This window comes from Liquorilactobacillus oeni DSM 19972, assembly GCF_001436275.1.
Taxonomy (GTDB): domain Bacteria; phylum Bacillota; class Bacilli; order Lactobacillales; family Lactobacillaceae; genus Liquorilactobacillus; species Liquorilactobacillus oeni.
In genome coordinates, this window is record NZ_AZEH01000025.1 from 71,823 (window position 1) to 88,245 (window position 16,423).

At 37.7% G+C, this 16,423-nt stretch carries 16 protein-coding genes; 6 read left to right on the forward strand and 10 right to left on the reverse strand.

What is annotated here, in order from left to right; translation table 11 throughout:
- Positions 1 to 8: 8 nt before the first annotated feature.
- Both FD46_RS03155 and FD46_RS03160 read left to right on the forward strand, forming a co-directional pair.
- Positions 9 to 539 carry a cob(I)yrinic acid a,c-diamide adenosyltransferase gene (locus tag FD46_RS03155; RefSeq protein WP_083479354.1) on the forward strand — a complete coding sequence of 177 codons (531 nt, stop codon included), beginning with the start codon at positions 9 to 11 and terminating at the stop codon, positions 537 to 539.
- Positions 540 to 987: 448 nt separating this feature from the next.
- Entirely contained in the window at positions 988 to 1,521 is a 534-nt protein-coding gene (locus FD46_RS03160) for a GNAT family N-acetyltransferase (protein ID WP_057895739.1), read from the forward strand.
- A gap of 42 nt (positions 1,522 to 1,563) precedes the next feature.
- On the opposite strand, the gene FD46_RS03165 is transcribed toward FD46_RS03160, so the two are convergent.
- The 5 genes from FD46_RS03165 to galE form a co-directional block, all read right to left on the reverse strand.
- Positions 1,564 to 2,967, reverse strand: coding sequence for a flavocytochrome c (locus FD46_RS03165; protein WP_057895740.1), 1,404 nt, complete (start codon positions 2,965 to 2,967; stop codon positions 1,564 to 1,566).
- A gap of 19 nt (positions 2,968 to 2,986) precedes the next feature.
- Complete coding sequence (locus tag FD46_RS03170) at positions 2,987 to 4,375, reverse strand: class II fumarate hydratase (RefSeq protein ID WP_057895741.1); 1,389 nt, start codon at positions 4,373 to 4,375, stop codon at positions 2,987 to 2,989.
- Positions 4,376 to 4,756: 381 nt separating this feature from the next.
- On the reverse strand, positions 4,757 to 5,062 hold the full coding sequence (locus tag FD46_RS03175; RefSeq protein ID WP_057895742.1) for a VOC family protein: 306 nt from the start codon (positions 5,060 to 5,062) through the stop codon (positions 4,757 to 4,759).
- Between the two features lie 192 nt (positions 5,063 to 5,254).
- Entirely contained in the window at positions 5,255 to 6,325 is a 1,071-nt protein-coding gene (locus FD46_RS03180) for a 2,3-butanediol dehydrogenase (protein WP_057895743.1), read from the reverse strand.
- Positions 6,326 to 6,832: 507 nt separating this feature from the next.
- A complete protein-coding gene (gene galE, locus FD46_RS03185; RefSeq protein ID WP_057895744.1) occupies positions 6,833 to 7,831 on the reverse strand; it encodes a UDP-glucose 4-epimerase GalE in 999 nt (332 codons plus the stop codon).
- 273 nt (positions 7,832 to 8,104) lie between these two features.
- Between galE and FD46_RS03190 the strand changes: the two genes are divergently transcribed.
- On the forward strand, positions 8,105 to 8,830 hold the full coding sequence (locus tag FD46_RS03190) for a GntR family transcriptional regulator (RefSeq protein ID WP_057895745.1): 726 nt from the start codon (positions 8,105 to 8,107) through the stop codon (positions 8,828 to 8,830).
- A gap of 52 nt (positions 8,831 to 8,882) precedes the next feature.
- On the opposite strand, the gene FD46_RS03195 is transcribed toward FD46_RS03190, so the two are convergent.
- Complete coding sequence (locus FD46_RS03195) at positions 8,883 to 9,833, reverse strand: cation efflux transmembrane domain-containing protein (RefSeq protein WP_235805544.1); 951 nt, start codon at positions 9,831 to 9,833, stop codon at positions 8,883 to 8,885.
- A 226-nt stretch (positions 9,834 to 10,059) separates the two neighbouring features.
- On the opposite strand from FD46_RS03195, the gene FD46_RS03200 reads away from it, so the two are divergent.
- A complete protein-coding gene (locus tag FD46_RS03200; RefSeq protein WP_235805545.1) occupies positions 10,060 to 10,596 on the forward strand; it encodes a TetR/AcrR family transcriptional regulator in 537 nt (178 codons plus the stop codon).
- Between the two features lie 267 nt (positions 10,597 to 10,863).
- On the opposite strand, the gene FD46_RS03205 is transcribed toward FD46_RS03200, so the two are convergent.
- Entirely contained in the window at positions 10,864 to 12,192 is a 1,329-nt protein-coding gene (locus FD46_RS03205) for a threonine/serine exporter family protein (RefSeq protein ID WP_057895746.1), read from the reverse strand.
- A 126-nt stretch (positions 12,193 to 12,318) separates the two neighbouring features.
- Complete coding sequence (locus FD46_RS03210) at positions 12,319 to 13,503, reverse strand: NADH-dependent flavin oxidoreductase (RefSeq protein WP_057895747.1); 1,185 nt, start codon at positions 13,501 to 13,503, stop codon at positions 12,319 to 12,321.
- Positions 13,504 to 14,467: 964 nt separating this feature from the next.
- On the opposite strand from FD46_RS03210, the gene FD46_RS03215 reads away from it, so the two are divergent.
- Both FD46_RS03215 and FD46_RS03220 read left to right on the forward strand, forming a co-directional pair.
- Complete coding sequence (locus FD46_RS03215) at positions 14,468 to 14,956, forward strand: GNAT family N-acetyltransferase (RefSeq protein WP_057895748.1); 489 nt, start codon at positions 14,468 to 14,470, stop codon at positions 14,954 to 14,956.
- 92 nt (positions 14,957 to 15,048) lie between these two features.
- On the forward strand, positions 15,049 to 15,456 hold the full coding sequence (locus tag FD46_RS03220) for a DUF2000 domain-containing protein (protein WP_057895749.1): 408 nt from the start codon (positions 15,049 to 15,051) through the stop codon (positions 15,454 to 15,456).
- Here the strand turns inward: FD46_RS03220 and FD46_RS03225 are convergent.
- Positions 15,419 to 15,979: a helix-turn-helix domain-containing protein gene (locus FD46_RS03225; protein ID WP_057895750.1), complete on the reverse strand. Its 561-nt coding sequence runs from the start codon at positions 15,977 to 15,979 to the stop codon at positions 15,419 to 15,421. The genes FD46_RS03220 and FD46_RS03225 overlap by 38 nt on opposite strands.
- A 9-nt stretch (positions 15,980 to 15,988) precedes the next feature.
- Positions 15,989 to 16,222, reverse strand: coding sequence for a hypothetical protein (locus FD46_RS03230; protein ID WP_057895751.1), 234 nt, complete (start codon positions 16,220 to 16,222; stop codon positions 15,989 to 15,991).
- Positions 16,223 to 16,423 lie beyond the last annotated feature (201 nt).

The window sequence follows — 16,423 nt, forward strand, 5'->3', positions numbered from 1 at the left end:
CTGATTTTTTGAAAATTTATACTAAAGTCGGTGATAAGGGTCAGACTAAACAAGTTTCAGGTAAAATGGTTCCAAAATACGACCCGCAAATTACTGCTCTTGGAGATCTGGATGAACTGCAGGCATGGTTAGGCTTTACGGTTACTCTGCTTTCGCCTAACTGTCAAAAGTTACTTTCTGAGTTGCAAAACGTACAAAAAAAACTATACTTTCTGCAAGCAGACATCTGCATTAAGCACCATGCTGCAATTACTGCTGCGGACACGGCAGACTTGGAAAAAAAGATTGATCACTTTATGAATACAGTACCGCAAATCCATGAGTTTATCCTTCCTGGAGGAAAGCAAACGGGTGCAGCCCTTCAATACGGTCGGACACTGGCACGTCGTGCTGAAAGAAGTGCCGTATCACTTAATAAAAAACAAGAATTGTCTCCTGCTCTTATGAGTTACTTGAATAGGTTATCAGATTATTTGTTTGCAATGGCACGCTATGCAAATTATTTGGATAAAGCGGCAGAAGTTGTCAGCAAATTATAACTAATTTGTTCACAAGATGAATTAAAGAGTATGTGTTAATAGCCATTAGGCTTTGAGCAGCTGGTTAAGTGAAGAAAGCCGATCATTGAAACACGTTAATGCATATATTACAGACTAAAAGAGAGCTTGAATCAAAATTGTAACTTTTGACTCAAGCTCTCTTTTTTATTCAGTACCTGTGCTGGCACCCCGCGACAGCTGTTTTTTCATCTGACGATGATGGGTCATTAAATCAGTGTATCGCGTATATTATGTTTTGCTTGATAATGAAAAACTTTTGCTTAATTGCCACATTTTTTAGCTGTTAATCGGTTTTATCTATTTTTGTATCAAAAAACGTGGTAGCATTTAAAAAATAGTAAATATTGAAAAAAGCAGCTGCATGATGGTATTCCGCTTTTTACATTTCACTATAATCAGATAATTATAAAAGAAAGAAGGCTTTTCAATGCCAACAATTTTTATTAAACAAGCTCACTTGCGGGATGTTCCTGCAATCGTTAAACTAATCGGCTTAGGCAAAAAGCTACTGGCCGCTGATGGAATTCCCCAATGGCAAGGCAATTACCCTGATCCTGCTATAGTAAAAACCGATGTACAAAAAGGTTATACCTACCTGTTGCTTGTTGACAACCAGATTGCCGGAGCAGCAACCCTTTTTCAAGAAGAGGATCCCAATTACTACAAGATCTATCAGGGCACATGGCAGAAAAATCCAAGTTCAAATAAAAATTATGCTACAATTCACAGAATCACAATTAATCCGCAGTATCACGGCCAGCACTTAGCGGACTTTTTCTTCAGCGGTTTATTCAGTGCAGCATACAGACTTGGTTTCAATGAAATTAGGATTGACACCCATGAAACAAACAAAAGAATGCAGCATCTTATAAAAAAATCTGGTTTTTCTTATTCGGGCATCGTGTATATGAATGATGATTCCAAAGATCAGCGTAATGTCTACCAGCTCTTTTTGAAATAATACTTGCGGCGCTATTCCAGCAGGTTCCGTTTTTTTACTGTATTAGCTTTTCAGCTTTCGGATATACTTATAAGCCTGTTCGCCTGCTTGGCGGCCAAAAACCACGGTTTCAGCAATCGAATTGCCGCCAATTCGATTATTACCGTGAAGTCCTCCGGCAACTTCTCCTCCGGCAAATAATCCTGCTATAGGTTCCCCAGCTTCAGTCAACACATGGGTCTTCGAATCGACCCTTACACCGCCCATTGTATAATGGACTGCTGGAGCGATATGAATTGCAAAAAACGGTTTTTGAGAAATTTTCCTGTCCATTCCTGTCTTTCTTCCAAAGTCAGGGTCTTTTTTTGCAGGCACATAAGTATTCCAACTAACCACCGTTTTTTCTAAACTATCAGAATCAGCTTTAATGTTTGCAGCCAACTGAGCCAGCGAATCCCCGTGAATAACCAAACCAATATGGTCATAAAAGTCGATCGCTTTAACATGCTGCCGAATTTCGCTGTCTAAAATCAAATAGGCTTTTTTCTCAGGCAGCTTATTAATCGCCTTCGTTACATTCTTGCGTGTATCCAGTTCGTTGACAAACCTTTTTCCCGTTGCATCAACTAAAATTGCACCTTCACCTCGAACAGCTTCCCCGATTAAAAACGGGTGCTCTGTATCTTGCTGCACAGTCGGATGAACTTGAATCTGATTCATATCCACCAAATCAGCACCGGCTTGGACTGCTAAGTTAATACCATCGCCAGTTGCTCCCGGCTGATTAGTGGTTTTATAAGCTGTTAAGTCAGGACGGTACTGCTTTATGATCTCTTTGCTGGCACCAAAACCACCCGTTGCAAGAATAACTGCACCAGCACTGATAGTCCTTTTATTTCCATTGGGCAGAATTGCTTTAACACCAGTCACCGCAACACCAGTTTTCTTCAGTTCGTCGGCATATATATTATTGAAAACTGGTATCTTTTTCTTTTCAATCTGTTTAAGCAGACCGGTAATCAAAAAACCGCCAATCGGTGCCATACTGCTGGGACGATGAGTTCGTTTGATTTTCATCCCGCCGGTAATAGTAATGTCATCTAAGCAGATTTTGTGAGCAGCCAGCCAATCTACCGCCAAAGCACCATGCGACGTGAAGTAACGCAACAGTTCTCTATTATTCAGCTTGCCCCCTCCGCAAAAGGTGTCTTCATAAAAATCTTCGTAACTATCTACGATATGATGCTGCAATTGAACAGCAGTTTCTGCTGCGTTCATTCCAGAAGAAGCACGCGTTGTATTTCCGCCCAATTTCTCCATTTTTTCTAGAACAACAGGATTCAAGCCGAGTTCTTTTGCTTGAATTGCGGCTGTTAAACCCGTTGCCCCAGAACCGATTACAATCAAGTCATAGTTTTCCTTTAAGTTCTCAATATCTGCCGGATGAAAAGTATATTTTTGTGCCATTTTCTTCCTTCTTTGCTTTTTATTGATTTTGATCACTATTTGTCATTTTCAGCGGATCAACCCATTCATCAAACTGGCTTGCTGTTACTTTGCCGGATTTTAACGCGGCTTTGCGCAAGGTACTGCCGTTTTTTTGCGCTTCTTGTGCTATTTTTGCACTGTCATGATACCCGATATGCGGTGATAGTGCTGTTACTGTCATGAGCGAGTTATCAACCAGCTCTTTCATCCTGGAAGCGTTAATTGTCAGTCCATGAATCATCTTCTCAGTAAAACCGTTAAGAGTTCCGGTTAACAGGTTCGCTGATTCTAAGAAAGCAGCAATCAATACAGGTTTGTAGACGTTCATTTCGAAATTGCCTTGCGATGAAGCCAAGTCAACTACAACGTCATTGCCCATTACCCTTACAGCTGCCATAGTAATTGCCTCAGCTTGAGTCGGATTAACTTTTCCAGGCATAATAGACGAACCTGGTTCATTGGCTGGAATATTTAATTCACCATATCCTGCACGCGGTCCGCTTGCTAAAAAGCGCACGTCATTTGCAATCTTCATTAAATCTGCTGCCAACGTCTTCATAGCACCATGAACAACATTTAATCCCGAATGAGCCGCCAAACCTGCAAATTTATTTGTATCCGCGGTAAAGTTCAACCCGTATACTCGGCTCATACTTTCAGCTACCTTCTCGGCAAAATGAGGAGCAGCATTCAGTCCTGTTCCAACAGCAGTTCCTCCTATTGCCAGTTCGAGCAATGTGCTCTCAAGGCTCTTCAGATAAGAAAAATCATGTTCCAGCATGCTGACCCAGCCGCTGACTTCCTGTCCAAAAGTTAACGGAGTTGCATCCTGCAGATGAGTACGCCCGATTTTAACCACCCGCCAATATTCATTTTGCTTTAACTTTAACTCAGCAATTAAACTCAGCAGAGACTTTTTCAACTTTTGAACAGCCGCGCTGGCAGTGATATTCATTGCTGTGGGAAAGATATCGTTTGAACTTTGACCATGATTGACATCATCATTAGGCAAGATTTTGATACCAGCATCAATTTGAGCAGCCTTATGTGCAATTACTTCGTTAACATTCATATTTGTTTGAGTTCCAGAACCAGTCTGATAGACTTTTAACGGAAAGTCCTTACAGAGTTCATCATCGGAAAGCTCCAGCAAGGAAACAATTGCTTTTATGATCAGGCCACCCTTTTCTTTACTAAGAACGCCTTCTTCCACATTGGCTCGGGCAGCAGCCCTTTTGATTTGTAGCAGAGCCTTTATAATAGGCAGCGGCATAAATTGACCAGTTGGAAAATTATGCCGGCTCCGTTCAGTTTGGGGACCCCAAAGAGCGGTTTTTAGGATCTTAACCGACCCTAAAGTATCTTCTTCAACGCGATAATCTGACATATTGAAAAACCTCCTAAAAAGGTCTGAAATTAAGAAATTTCAGACTTAATAGACTTCTTCTATGAAGTGTATAATCAAACAATACTTCTAGTCAAACTCATCTTTCGTTATATTTCGCTATAGAAATAATTTTGCTGTGCTTTACATTAAACATTATGCCGGCTTAATACAAAAAACTGAATCAAATGTGTTCTTTGACCCAGCTTCTGCCCGATTTTTACATTCTTGCTTGCAGTGAAAATAAAAAATTCGTGTATCTCTGTCTTTTTTAACTTAAAGGTTATTATAATCATTCATATGAAAGCATCCAGCTTATACCAAATTTATCAGTCACCATTGCAAATAACTTTGCCCAAGATGTTTTCGCAAGCGGCATGTCAATCACACCATCCGTGCTGAGACTTTCAAAGAGATGTTCGGCTTCTTGGGCTTAATTACCAAAGTAATGTTATTCCCTTTAACAAGAGTCTTAGTTTGTTGAGGCACATCTGAGACAAGGACGCGGGTCCCGTCAATCATTAATTCCGAGTACATTATCAAATTTAAAAGATCCTCAGGTGGTTTTTGTTCACGAACAGACGGATCATCTCCAAAACGCAGTACGTTTTTTACGGAAGTATTAAAAACTTTTTCGTAAAACGAAATTACAGTCTCAGCTTGATTCGTGAAATTCAAATAAATTTCCATTTTAACTCCTCCTATGATTGAACCTGCCCTTTCAATTACTAGACATCCTCTTCAAGTTAAGCTTATAAAAGATCCAAGATTAGAGCAAATTTTATGTTTATATATTCCATCTTTATAAAAGAGTCCTAAATTTCAGCGGAAACTTACGTTATATACCGCTAAAATTCAGGACTCTTTAAATAATTTCAAAAGCTAATTTTCAGGCGAAACCAATATTTTAACTTGATTCTTTTCAGACGACAAGGTCTTAATTCCTTGTTCGACAACCTTGCTTAACGGAATCTTTTTGGTTACCAGTTTTGCGAATAATTCACGATGATTGTTCAACATTCCTAAGACTTCCGGATAGGAATTGTTATAGCAAAGAGTAGTTATAATATCTATACCCTGCATAATAACATCATTTGTCATATCTACCTTAAGTGGTTTCCCAAAAAGAGCCACAATCTGCAAAGTTCCAGTTCTTTTTGTCAGCTGCAATGCATTTTCAAATGTAGCTTGAACACCTGCTGCTTCAAAGGAAACATCAACCCCGTTAGGACATTCTTTTCCAACTTCTTCTAATACATCTACCTTGCTGGGATTCAAAATCCGCTTGAGCCCTAATTCTTTTGCTTTGTTCAAGCGCTCTTGCGAAACATCAATTACAAAGACACGGTTTGCCCCCGCAAGTTTTGCTAAAATTGCTGTTAACAATCCGATCGGTCCCGCACCTTCGACAGCAACATCTTCGCCAGCACGCAAGCCGCTCTTCTTGATAGCCTCAAATACTACAGCAGTCGGTTCAGCAAGTGCCCCTAGTTCATAAGGCATTCCTGCCGGCATTTTATGTGCAAAAAATGCATCCACATTAGCATATTCAGCGAAACCGCCATCATCTGAAAAACCCAGAAAATTTCCTGCACCGTCTTTTGCAACTGCATTATTACAAAAATTGTAAAATCCTTTGCGGCAGTTTTCACACTTGCCACATGCGATCAGCGGTTCTACCGCAACTGCATCGCCTACCTTCAGGTTATTAACATCGCTTCCAACTTTAACTACTTCCCCCGCAAACTCATGACCTAGTGTAATTGGAACTGTCTTTCCAGTTAACGGATGTGCAACAGTAGGAAGCCCCCAGCCTTCAAGATATGCATGCAGATCACTTCCGCAGATTCCGCAATACTTTACCTTGATTTGGACTTGGCCTTTCTTAGGTTCAGTAACGTCAACTTCTTCTACCCGAACATCTTTTTCCCCATAAATTCTTGCAGCTTTCATAACCAATACCTCCTGATAATCTGTCCTATTTTTTTACCAAAAACAAGTAATTTCACTTTTTATGTAAGCGTTTACCCGATTAGAGTATAGTCGCTAAATTTATATTTTTCAATAATTAATTTAAAAATATAAATTATCAAAAATGCCTTTTACTATTTTTGCTGTTGCAAGACAACCAAGATAAGCTAAGAAAAACATCCTGTGGTAACGAATATTTCGGTTAAAAAGGTATGCCAATAGCCTTTATACTTTGAGCATTAACTGTAAATTACTAATCTAGTCTGAATTTTACTATGAGTAATTTCGTGGTTAAGCAGAAAAAGTTGACCATTAAAGTACGTTAATTGGCAAATTTCAGGTTAAAAATAGGAACCGAGTCAATGACCCAGTTCCTATTTTTACAACTGTGTTTCAGTAAAAACAAGTTTCCTTAAATTGAAAATATTGTTGATTTGCTGCTTCAAACCTATAAGATCCTAAGACTTATAAAAAATCTACAAGTTTAAATTACTTTTTATCGTCATAACCATTCGGATGGGTTTCATGCCATTTCCAAGCGGTTTCAATAATCTTATGAATATCGTCAAATTGCGGTTTCCAACCTAAAATTTTGCGTGCCTTATCCGAAGCTGCAATCAGAGTATCAGGGTCTCCTCCCCTTCTTGGAGCAATCTGTGCTGGAATTTTCTTACCGGTAACTTCACGAGCAGCCTTTAGGATCTCCATGTTGGAAAATCCTGTTGAAGACCCCAAGTTAAAGGCTGCACTGTCATTTCCCTCCCGTAGATAATTTACTGCTAAAATGTGAGCATCTGCCAAATCAAATGGATGAACATAATCACGTACATTGGTCCCATCAGGTGTGTTGTAGTCGTCGCCAAAAATCTGAAGCTTTTCACGCTGCCCCGCCGCTACCTGCAATACAATCGGCAGCAGATGAGTCTCAGGATTATGGTCTTCTCCGATGCTGCCATCTGGTTTTGCCCCAGCAACATTGAAGTAGCGCAACGCAACGAATTTAATTCCGTTGGCAAGATCAGTCCAATGCATGATCTTTTCCATTGCCAGCTTACTTTCTCCATAAGGATTGATCGGTTTTTGCAGATCTGTTTCTTTAATCGGCATTGTCTCTGGAATACCATAAGTAGCTGCAGTGGACGAGAAGACAATCTTTTTAACACCGACTTCGTTCATAACCTCAAGCAGTTTTACCATCCCTGTTGTATTGTTATCAAAGTATTTGAGCGGTTTCTTCATTGATTCAGCAACTAAAGAGAAAGCTGCAAAGTGGATTACAGCATCGATCGTCGGGTTCTCAGCAAAAACTTTACGCATAAAATCTTGATCTGCGATATCTCCTTGGTAAAATTTTGCATCCTTACTAACCGCTGCACGGTGGCCTGTTACCAGACTATCGACAACAATAACTTCTGTTTTATTTTCAACTAATCGGTCAACTGTATGAGAGCCAATGTAGCCGGCGCCTCCAAGAACTAAAATTGACATGCTTATTCCTCCCATGATGTATGAATCTTTTAAATCCATACAGCAAACTTTAATTTCTCAATTAAATAACAGCAATACAGAAATTCAACTGTACCAACCTCCAATATTCTACCAGTAATTGAATCAATTTTGTCAAATAAAGGGCAATTGTAATATAAATCTCAATACACGCTGCCATTTTTAAACTTTTTAAGAGTACCAAATTCGTAGCTTATTGTTTATTCATACAAATTGTGCTTAACTAGAATTTAGAAATCATTAAGGGGTACGTCTATGTCAGAGCTAGTATATAAACAGATTATTTCCGATTTAAAACAAAAAATTTTTGCTGGTACTTATCCAGATCTTCGCCTTCCGGATGAGCGTTCGTTAAGCAACAGCTATAAGGTCAGCCGCAGCTCCGTTAAACGTGCTTTAAATCGGATGGCAAATGACGGCATGATCTTCAGGAAAAGGGGGGCAGGGACATTCATCAACCCACTTTATTTAAAAAACGAATCAGTTTTCAATTATGAAGAAAGTTCAAATCTGGGAGTCACAGATAATTTCAAAATGAATGGTAAGCGTCCCAAAACAAAGGTTCTCAAGTTTGAAGTGATTAAACCAACACAAGAGCTACAGCGAGATCTCTTCTTGTCTTCAGATGATTTTGTCTACGAAATCGTGCGGCTGAGACTCTTTGAAAAAAAACCGTTTATGATTGAAACAGGCTTTATTCCTATTAAAATAGTACCTGAACTCAGTCGTTCAATCATCAAAAAATCAATTTTCAACTATCTGCAAGAGATCCATCACCAAGCAGTCACCAAGTCATTTTTATCAGTTTTTGCGGAACCCTCTACTAAAAATGATCAGGAACTGCTACGGCTTAAACCTAATGAACCTGCTGGAATCATGGAAGGAATTTTCTTTTTAGATGATGGAACTCCCTTTGAATTTTCACACATGCGATTTCATTACAAATACTTGAAATTCAATTCTTTTGTGACCGTTAATTAAGAAATACAACGCTTCTTTTGCTGCGTTTGCAGTTATGGACAGTAACTCAACTTTAAATATTGTGTTTACCATCATAACAAGTATAATCCGGGAACTCGATCACAAAGCTGATATCAACTAATTTAAAAGCTGAAACTAAACCTTCTTTAATAACCTGAGCTGCTTCATTCAGGTCCGATATAGAAAAAGCTTCTTGCGGCACACAATGTACTTCAACTTGAAGATGCATCCCTGCTTTGAATACCAAAACTTTTTCAAACTTCCATTTTGAAGGAGTATTTTTCTTAACAGTTGAGTAAACCTTCTGCTTTACAGCATCGACGGTGATTGTTCCGCCTAAGATCTCTCTTACAGCTTGTTTCATATATCCGATCGGCTGGTTAACAAAAGTTATTACTAACGTGACAGTAATAAAGAAGTCTCCTGTATATAAAAGAAATGACAACGGCGACCCTTCTGGGATAAACATCAAGAAAATCGCTACCACACCTATGCCAGCAGAGAGCATCACATCAATCAGACTGTTTTTAGATTCCACGAATAATAATTCACTGGTATCATTTACTTTGGCGTTTCCGTGTCGGTACACTTCTAAAAGACAAAAACCCAAAATAACCATCACAATTGAGTAAATTAAAACAGGAATTGTTTTAATTTGAGTTCCTATTCCATTGAAAAAGTATTCATACGCCTTACAGCTCACGTTCCAGGCAGTAACTGTCATTAAACTAATTACTAATATTGATTTGAAAAAGATGTAAAGCGGTTCTAAAATAAATAGCCCCTTTGGAAAAGACTTAGTTCGTTTTTGACTTACCTGAGAGACATTTGCGGCAATTATTCCAGAAATTACCTCAACCAAAACAAAAGATGCATCCAAAAAAAGAGCTTGCAGATGTGTAAATGAAAAAACAATCAGACCGGTAACACTCATCAACAGGTTTATAAATATCCCAATTTTTAAGCTTTGCTGTTCTATCTTTTTTACGTTTGTGCTCAGCACTTCGTTTAAACCTCCCAATCATTATCAAGCAGCATTTCTTTCTTTTTGTTAAAACTCCTAGTTTGTTTTTTTATTTATGAAAAACTATCATATGTTTACAATGTACACGTGTCCATTAGTAGATATACGTTTATTATAAATAGATCTTTTCCTACGCAAAGCTCAATTCAGAGCAGATTGTATTATAATGGACAGATTAGGATAAATTGACCACCAGGAGGAAGATATGGGACTTGACAGACGACCAAGAAAAACGCGTCAGATTATTGAAAATAGCTTAGTTCAAATACTTCAGCAGAAACCTTTAACTAAGATAACTGTCGCAGAGATTGTGAAAAAAGCAGACATTTCAAGGAGCACTTTCTATCTGCACTATAATGACATCTATGACCTTTATGACAAAATTAATAATACTTTTTTAACAGGTTTGCTTGACAGTTTCGAAACTTATTATCCTTCTGTGACTGAAAGTTTTTTTGAACTTGCCCAGCGCTTGATTGATTATATTGAGCAAAATGAAAAGCTTTCAAAAATTTTTATTAATGAAAAAAACGTTGCAGTAATCGACAGACTCTGCAAGCTGCTGATTGATAAAATCTTGAATTTTGAAAAATTAGATAAAAATGATTCAGAAGGATATTATCTGGTCGTATGGTCAGTTAGAGGAACAGTCGGTGCCATTATTGACTGGCTCAATCACGGCATGGTCCTTCCAAAAAAAGAATTCGCGGATATCTTACGCAGAATATTAGATAAACTTTAATATCAGAAATTTCTTGCAGTCGGGCAAAAGACAGGTTATTGAAAGGTAGAGAAACGTGGAAGTGTACCAATAGTCACTAAACTTTGAGTATTAACTACGAAAACGGCTGACTATTGAAACATTAATATGGAATATGGCAATTGTGAGAGAGTACAAAAAAACTGGGTCAAAAGTTAACTTTTGACCCAGTTTTTTTGCTTCAATCTGTAATTCGCGCACTAACGTGTTTCATGTACCAATAAATCCTTAAATATTTTATTAAAGTAATTAGCCAAAATGACGCCAATCTCTATCTAATAATACCCGCGCCACAAAAAGCCCCAGGGGCAGAAAGATTATAATCATAACTGCTTTGGTCAACCACAATCCGCCTACACCAATAGCATCAAGCCCAATATTATAAACCGCCCGGTAAATGTAAAGTCCCGGGACCATAATAACTATTGAGGGAACTGTCAGTGATATTCGCGGATAACCATTGTAACGATTAATAAGCGAGGCAAGTATTCCAGCTACAAGAGCCCCGAAGAAAGCGGCAGCAGCAGGTGGCATTGAAGTCAGATCAACTAATTCCAGCCTTAGTGTATTAGCAACGGCTCCAATAGCTCCCGCTGTAGCAGCCATTCTCCACGAACTATTAAACATTATCGAAAAGCCGAAGACCCCTCCAAAACTTGCTGGCAGTCTAAGCAGCATTAACATTAAAGGCGAAAGGCCAAGGTCTAAGAAATTTTCTGGCCTAAAATGGACCAGCAACGCAACCAGCCAGCCGACCAATGCAGCAACAAGAGTTATCATAATTGCATATGCCAAGCGCTCTAATCCTGAACGCATATCTAATTTGGAAATATCAAGCATACTGGTAATAAAGGGAAATCCTGGGATTACAAAGAGCATAGCCCCAATGTATCCTGCTTCATGAGATGCCAATATTTGAAAATAGCTTTCAAATACTTTAAATATACAAAGATAGGCCAAACTAGCGACCGCCACACCGACTGCTACACTGATAAGTGTAGTTATGTGTTTACTATTTAATTTGCTACGTGCCCAATTGCCGCTTCCGGCTCCAATAAATGAGCAAAGCATCTCTGGAATGCCTCCACCTAGCAAAAAGATAAATGAACAACATGCAATTGCAGCAGCAAGGCCCTGAATGAGCGGTACATAGTTGCTCGGTTTTCTTTGAATATGATCAAGCTGCAAGTGGATCTGCTTTACAGTTAAATTAATTGAATCTTTTTCAAAGTTATTTACAAAACGTTCCATGTTGTCTAATTTATCAGTATTAACTCCTGTATTAGGCAATGATAAAACCTGTGTGCAACTGGTTACTTTATTAAAGCAGGTAAATTGCAGCGACATCAACCCGATATCTGCCGAACATGTTATTTTCAATGCACGAGCCACTTTATTCATTGCTTCTCTAACCCGCCATGCCCCTGTTCCGCAAGAAAGTATCAAGATCCCGACCCGTCCCACAATAGAAGCACGTTCTTTCAAACTGGCATCCTTTGCGAGCAGCTTTTCATCTGTAATAAAGTCTTTCCAATGAATTGTCATATGATGGTGCTTTGATATTCTATATCTTTGCATGACTTATATAATTCTCAGTCCTCTCATAAATAATTTTTTCAGCCTATTATAGAATAACATGCTTCTATGATTGTGTGACGAACAGAATAGATAATAATCTTATACAAAAACCGTCATTTCAAACTTCTAATGCTCCTTTTTTCCACCTTCCATGGGAGCCAGAGTATTCTGATAATCCACTGGTGCATTCGGATCGGTAGTGAAGTTCATAACTGATTTGAAAGCAGTCTGCAAATAGACTTGCATTACCGAAGGAATTGCCAATTCATTCATATCAACCGGACTTATCGTATTACGGATACTTTCCTCATCCCCTGCAATAACCTTTTGAACCCACTGCGGCTCCCGCAAGAGTTCACGGCCAAGCGCAACTAAGTCTGCTCCATCTGCTAAAACAGCATTTGCATCACTAGCCTTTTCTACCGATCCAACTCCGATCAGCGGCAAATGTTCCTTCGTAAGTTCAGCAAATTGTGACAAAATTGTTTGGGTGTTCGTTTTATCGTTTAGAGATGTTCGTTTATAACTCCCCATTGAAAGATGAACATAGTTGACCAGATCTTTAATCTGGTCTACAAAATACAATGAATCAGCCAGTCGAATCCCAGGTGTTTCAATCTCTTCTGGAGAAATGCGGTAACCGACGACAAATGGACGGGGAGACTTCTTTGCAATTTTCAAGGTCTCATTAATAACTGCCATCGAAAATCTCATCCGTTTTTGACGATTACCGCCCCAATCGTCATTTCGTTGATTTGAATTTGGAGAGAAAAATTGCTGCAGAAGATAAGTGTTTGCACCATGAAGTTCTACACCATCAAAGCCTGCGGTAATCGCTCTTTGAGTTGCTTGCCCAAAACTATCAATAATGTGTAAGATCTCCTTATTACTTAGTGCACGTGGAATTTCAGAATCAGCAGGATGGGAAGCTGCGATCGCACTGGCACTGACAGGCTCTTCACCTCTTAAAATCTTATGATTCGATTTACGGCCGGCATGAAAAATCTGCAGAATCGCTTTAGTACCATTTTGATGAATTGCGTTTGCTAATCTTTGAAGTCCCGGAATCATCTCATCACTAGCTACGGAAAGCTCTCCTTCAAATCCCTTGCCAGATTCAGTAACGTTGGCAACCCCTGTAATAACCATCCCAAGACCAGCCGCACGCGCAGCATAGTAGTTAACCTCATCGGTAGAAACCATTCCATTATAAAAACTAGTCATAGTGGTCATAGGTGACATCACAACTCTATTTTTCAAGGTTAATCCGGTTTTAAATTTAAAAGCGTTTAAAAATTGATAATCCACCATGATATTGCCTCCCAATATTACCCTTATTTAAAATACAATTTATAATAATTATTCACTTCAAAGTGGCGTTTTCACTAAAATATGAAGCGATAATCACAGAAAATATAACAAGAAGATGATTAATAATGTATTCATTGTTAACAGCTTTCCCTTATTAAACGAGGCATAGTTTTTAGCGCTCTTTTCGCTTCTGGTATTGGAAACAAGGGGAAAACCTGGTCCATATCAGAATAAGTAAATGTCTGTACAGCCCACTTGTGATGATCTGCATCAGAATTTAAAATATCATACGTTCTTGTAAATACATAAATATATGACAATTTGCTTGAACCGCCATATATTGGACTAACTAGTAGATCTTCGACTGATAAAGCACCTGCATATTTACTCCCGTGCATTTTCAAATCATGAGAGTGTGACATAAGTCGGTAAAACTTGAGTACTAACAAGAAATTACGAACATAGCGAGTAATTTGCTATGAGTAATTCGAGGGTAGACGGAAAATTTTGACTTATGGAACACGTTTATCCGGAATAAGTAGAGGAACTAGACTAAAATTTCATTTTTGACCCAGCCCCTTTTTTGTAATTTTTTTATTTCCGATGAATTAGTGCTTAAATCTGACCATTGAGAAATTAAAATTGTCATTTTGGGTGATAGCAGTTTTTTATCACACAGTTGCTGCATAAAAGCTAGCTGAACCCCGCCATGAACATAACAAACGTTTATTAATTTTAATATACTGCCTTATTAATTTTTTGTCTTGTTCAATTGACTGGCAGGTTATCGATGTAGTACCTGAATTCAATTAAAACACTAGATGTTTTTAATAAATTTTCACAACTATTAACTTCACTAAATTCAGCATCATGAATAAACACTTTGAAAATACTAAAAAATTGTTAAAATGAGTAATAACACAGCCTAAACCAAACAGCTGTTTGAATGGGGAGTCTATCTAACATGATTAAACACCGTTTATTTAAAGAAAATGATGCAGCTAAGGTTGCTGAACTAGTTGCTACTACAATGCTTACTACAAACATTAAGGACTATTCTAAAGAATATCTAGAAAACGATCTTAAAAATTTAACGGGCAAAGATTTTATTGAAAAGGCTAAATATTTTCACTGTTATGTTCTTGTTGATGATACTAAAGATAAAATTGTTGCTGTTGGTTCAATTGGCCCATATTGGGGCAAAAAAGACGAAAGCAGTTTATTCAATATTTTTGTTTTGCCAGAATATCAAAGACACGGTATTGGTAAAAAATTAATTGAGGTTCTGGAACAAGATGCTTATTTCAAACGCGCAAAACGGGTAGAAATACCAGCCTCAATCACTGGTCTGAAGTTTTACCAAAAAATGGGATATTCATTTAAGAACGGCAATGAGACTCTTGATGAAGAAGGTCTTTACCGTTTAGAAAAATTTACTGAACCTGAAAAATAACATGCATAACTTAAAAGCAATTTTATACAATGAAAAAATCAGCTCTTATTGTTTAATTAATAACATAGTATACAAAGGAGCTGATTTTTATCATGCAAACAAAATGTGTTTTAATAATAGATCCTGAATTACCATTGGGGTTAATTGCCAATACTGCAGCTATCTTAGGCTGTTCTTTGGGCAAAATTCATCCTGAAATAAACGGGGATGATTTATTAGATCAAGAAAAACATTCGTATCCTGGAATCGTAAAAATTCCTATTCCAGTCTTGAAAGCTGTCTCTTCAAAAGTCAAAGAAATTCAAATTGAAACTGAAAAAATTGAAGAAATAGAAGTAATTTCATTTGCAGATTGTGCACAAACGGCCAAAAACTATCAAGAATATGCTGAGAAAGTTCAAAATTCTAATCACGAGAACATTAAGCTTCTAGGAATTTGTTTATACAGCACCACAAAAAAGGTTAATCATTTTGCCGGCAGTCTGTCACTTTTGAGGTAACTTGCTGCTGGAAATTCTTAGGTGATACTCCAGTATATTGCTTAAATAACTTATCAAAATGGCTTTCATCATAGAATCCATTTTGAATAGCTATTTCTGCCATCGAACGCTTTCTATCTTTTAGCAGTTCTTTCTTTGCATTGTTGATCCTACAATTTATTAAATATTTCATAGGCGAAATGTGGTAGCATTGCTTGAAAAGCCTAATAAAATGGAACTTGCTAAGTTCTATTGTAGCTGCAAGTTCGGTTACAGATAATACTGAGTGATAATTAATTTTAATCTTATTCAATACTTTTTCCAAACGAAAATCAGAATTGGCAAACTCATCAATTCTTGAAAAAACTGAGAAAGAATCATTTAAAAAAATCGTCAATTCTTTTAACGCAAGGTGTTCAATCATTTGTGGATTTGAAACCAAATGACTGAATATCTTTTTTACTGCCTGTACTTGTTCTTGTGTTAACTTAGTTACCATTGGATGGGTAACTTGTGGCAACATTTTAGGATCAAGGAAAATCATTTTATATTTCTAATTCAAAACAGCCAGAGGTTGGCACCAGTGAACGTATTGTGCCGGAATCACTACTAGAGTGTTATTCCCAATCCGTCTTGTATGTCCCACATGTGCAATACAACTTCCTTCTTCAATCAAGCCGACAGAAATAGTGTCATGAAATTGAAAACGGGGCGTCTGTAACGAAAAACTGCATTCTTTAAAAATAATCTTGCCTCGGGAACCAATTCTAGAATACTTTACATTCATAAAATACCCCCCCTTTATCTTAACTGGATAATTAAGCCATAATGATTCTTAAGAATGTACAGTATAACCAATATTTATTTAAAAGCAATTCTTACTTTCCAATTACCTTGCATTTCTTAATTGGTCCCTTTAATAATTATTTACGTACTGCTATATTGCCGTTAAACAATATCCTAATTACTATAGCTTATCTGATTCCAC

Bases quoted from the DNA above. Each gene is read 5' to 3' on its own strand.
- FD46_RS03160 (WP_057895739.1), top strand. From the start codon at position 988: ATGCCAACAATTTTTATTAAACAAGCTCACTTGCGGGATGTTCCTGCA.
- FD46_RS03170 (WP_057895741.1), bottom strand. From the start codon at position 4,375: ATGTCAGATTATCGCGTTGAAGAAGATACTTTAGGGTCGGTTAAGATC.
- FD46_RS03215 (WP_057895748.1), top strand. From the start codon at position 14,468: ATGATTAAACACCGTTTATTTAAAGAAAATGATGCAGCTAAGGTTGCT.
- FD46_RS03200 (WP_235805545.1), top strand. From the start codon at position 10,060: ATGGGACTTGACAGACGACCAAGAAAAACGCGTCAGATTATTGAAAAT.
- galE (WP_057895744.1), bottom strand. From the start codon at position 7,831: ATGTCAATTTTAGTTCTTGGAGGCGCCGGCTACATTGGCTCTCATACA.
- FD46_RS03175 (WP_057895742.1), bottom strand. From the start codon at position 5,062: ATGGAAATTTATTTGAATTTCACGAATCAAGCTGAGACTGTAATTTCG.
- FD46_RS03210 (WP_057895747.1), bottom strand. From the start codon at position 13,503: ATGGTGGATTATCAATTTTTAAACGCTTTTAAATTTAAAACCGGATTA.
- FD46_RS03230 (WP_057895751.1), bottom strand. From the start codon at position 16,222: ATGAATGTAAAGTATTCTAGAATTGGTTCCCGAGGCAAGATTATTTTT.
- FD46_RS03165 (WP_057895740.1), bottom strand. From the start codon at position 2,967: ATGGCACAAAAATATACTTTTCATCCGGCAGATATTGAGAACTTAAAG.
- FD46_RS03205 (WP_057895746.1), bottom strand. From the start codon at position 12,192: ATGCAAAGATATAGAATATCAAAGCACCATCATATGACAATTCATTGG.
- FD46_RS03225 (WP_057895750.1), bottom strand. From the start codon at position 15,979: ATGATTTTCCTTGATCCTAAAATGTTGCCACAAGTTACCCATCCAATG.
- FD46_RS03190 (WP_057895745.1), top strand. From the start codon at position 8,105: ATGTCAGAGCTAGTATATAAACAGATTATTTCCGATTTAAAACAAAAA.
- FD46_RS03220 (WP_057895749.1), top strand. From the start codon at position 15,049: ATGCAAACAAAATGTGTTTTAATAATAGATCCTGAATTACCATTGGGG.
- FD46_RS03180 (WP_057895743.1), bottom strand. From the start codon at position 6,325: ATGAAAGCTGCAAGAATTTATGGGGAAAAAGATGTTCGGGTAGAAGAA.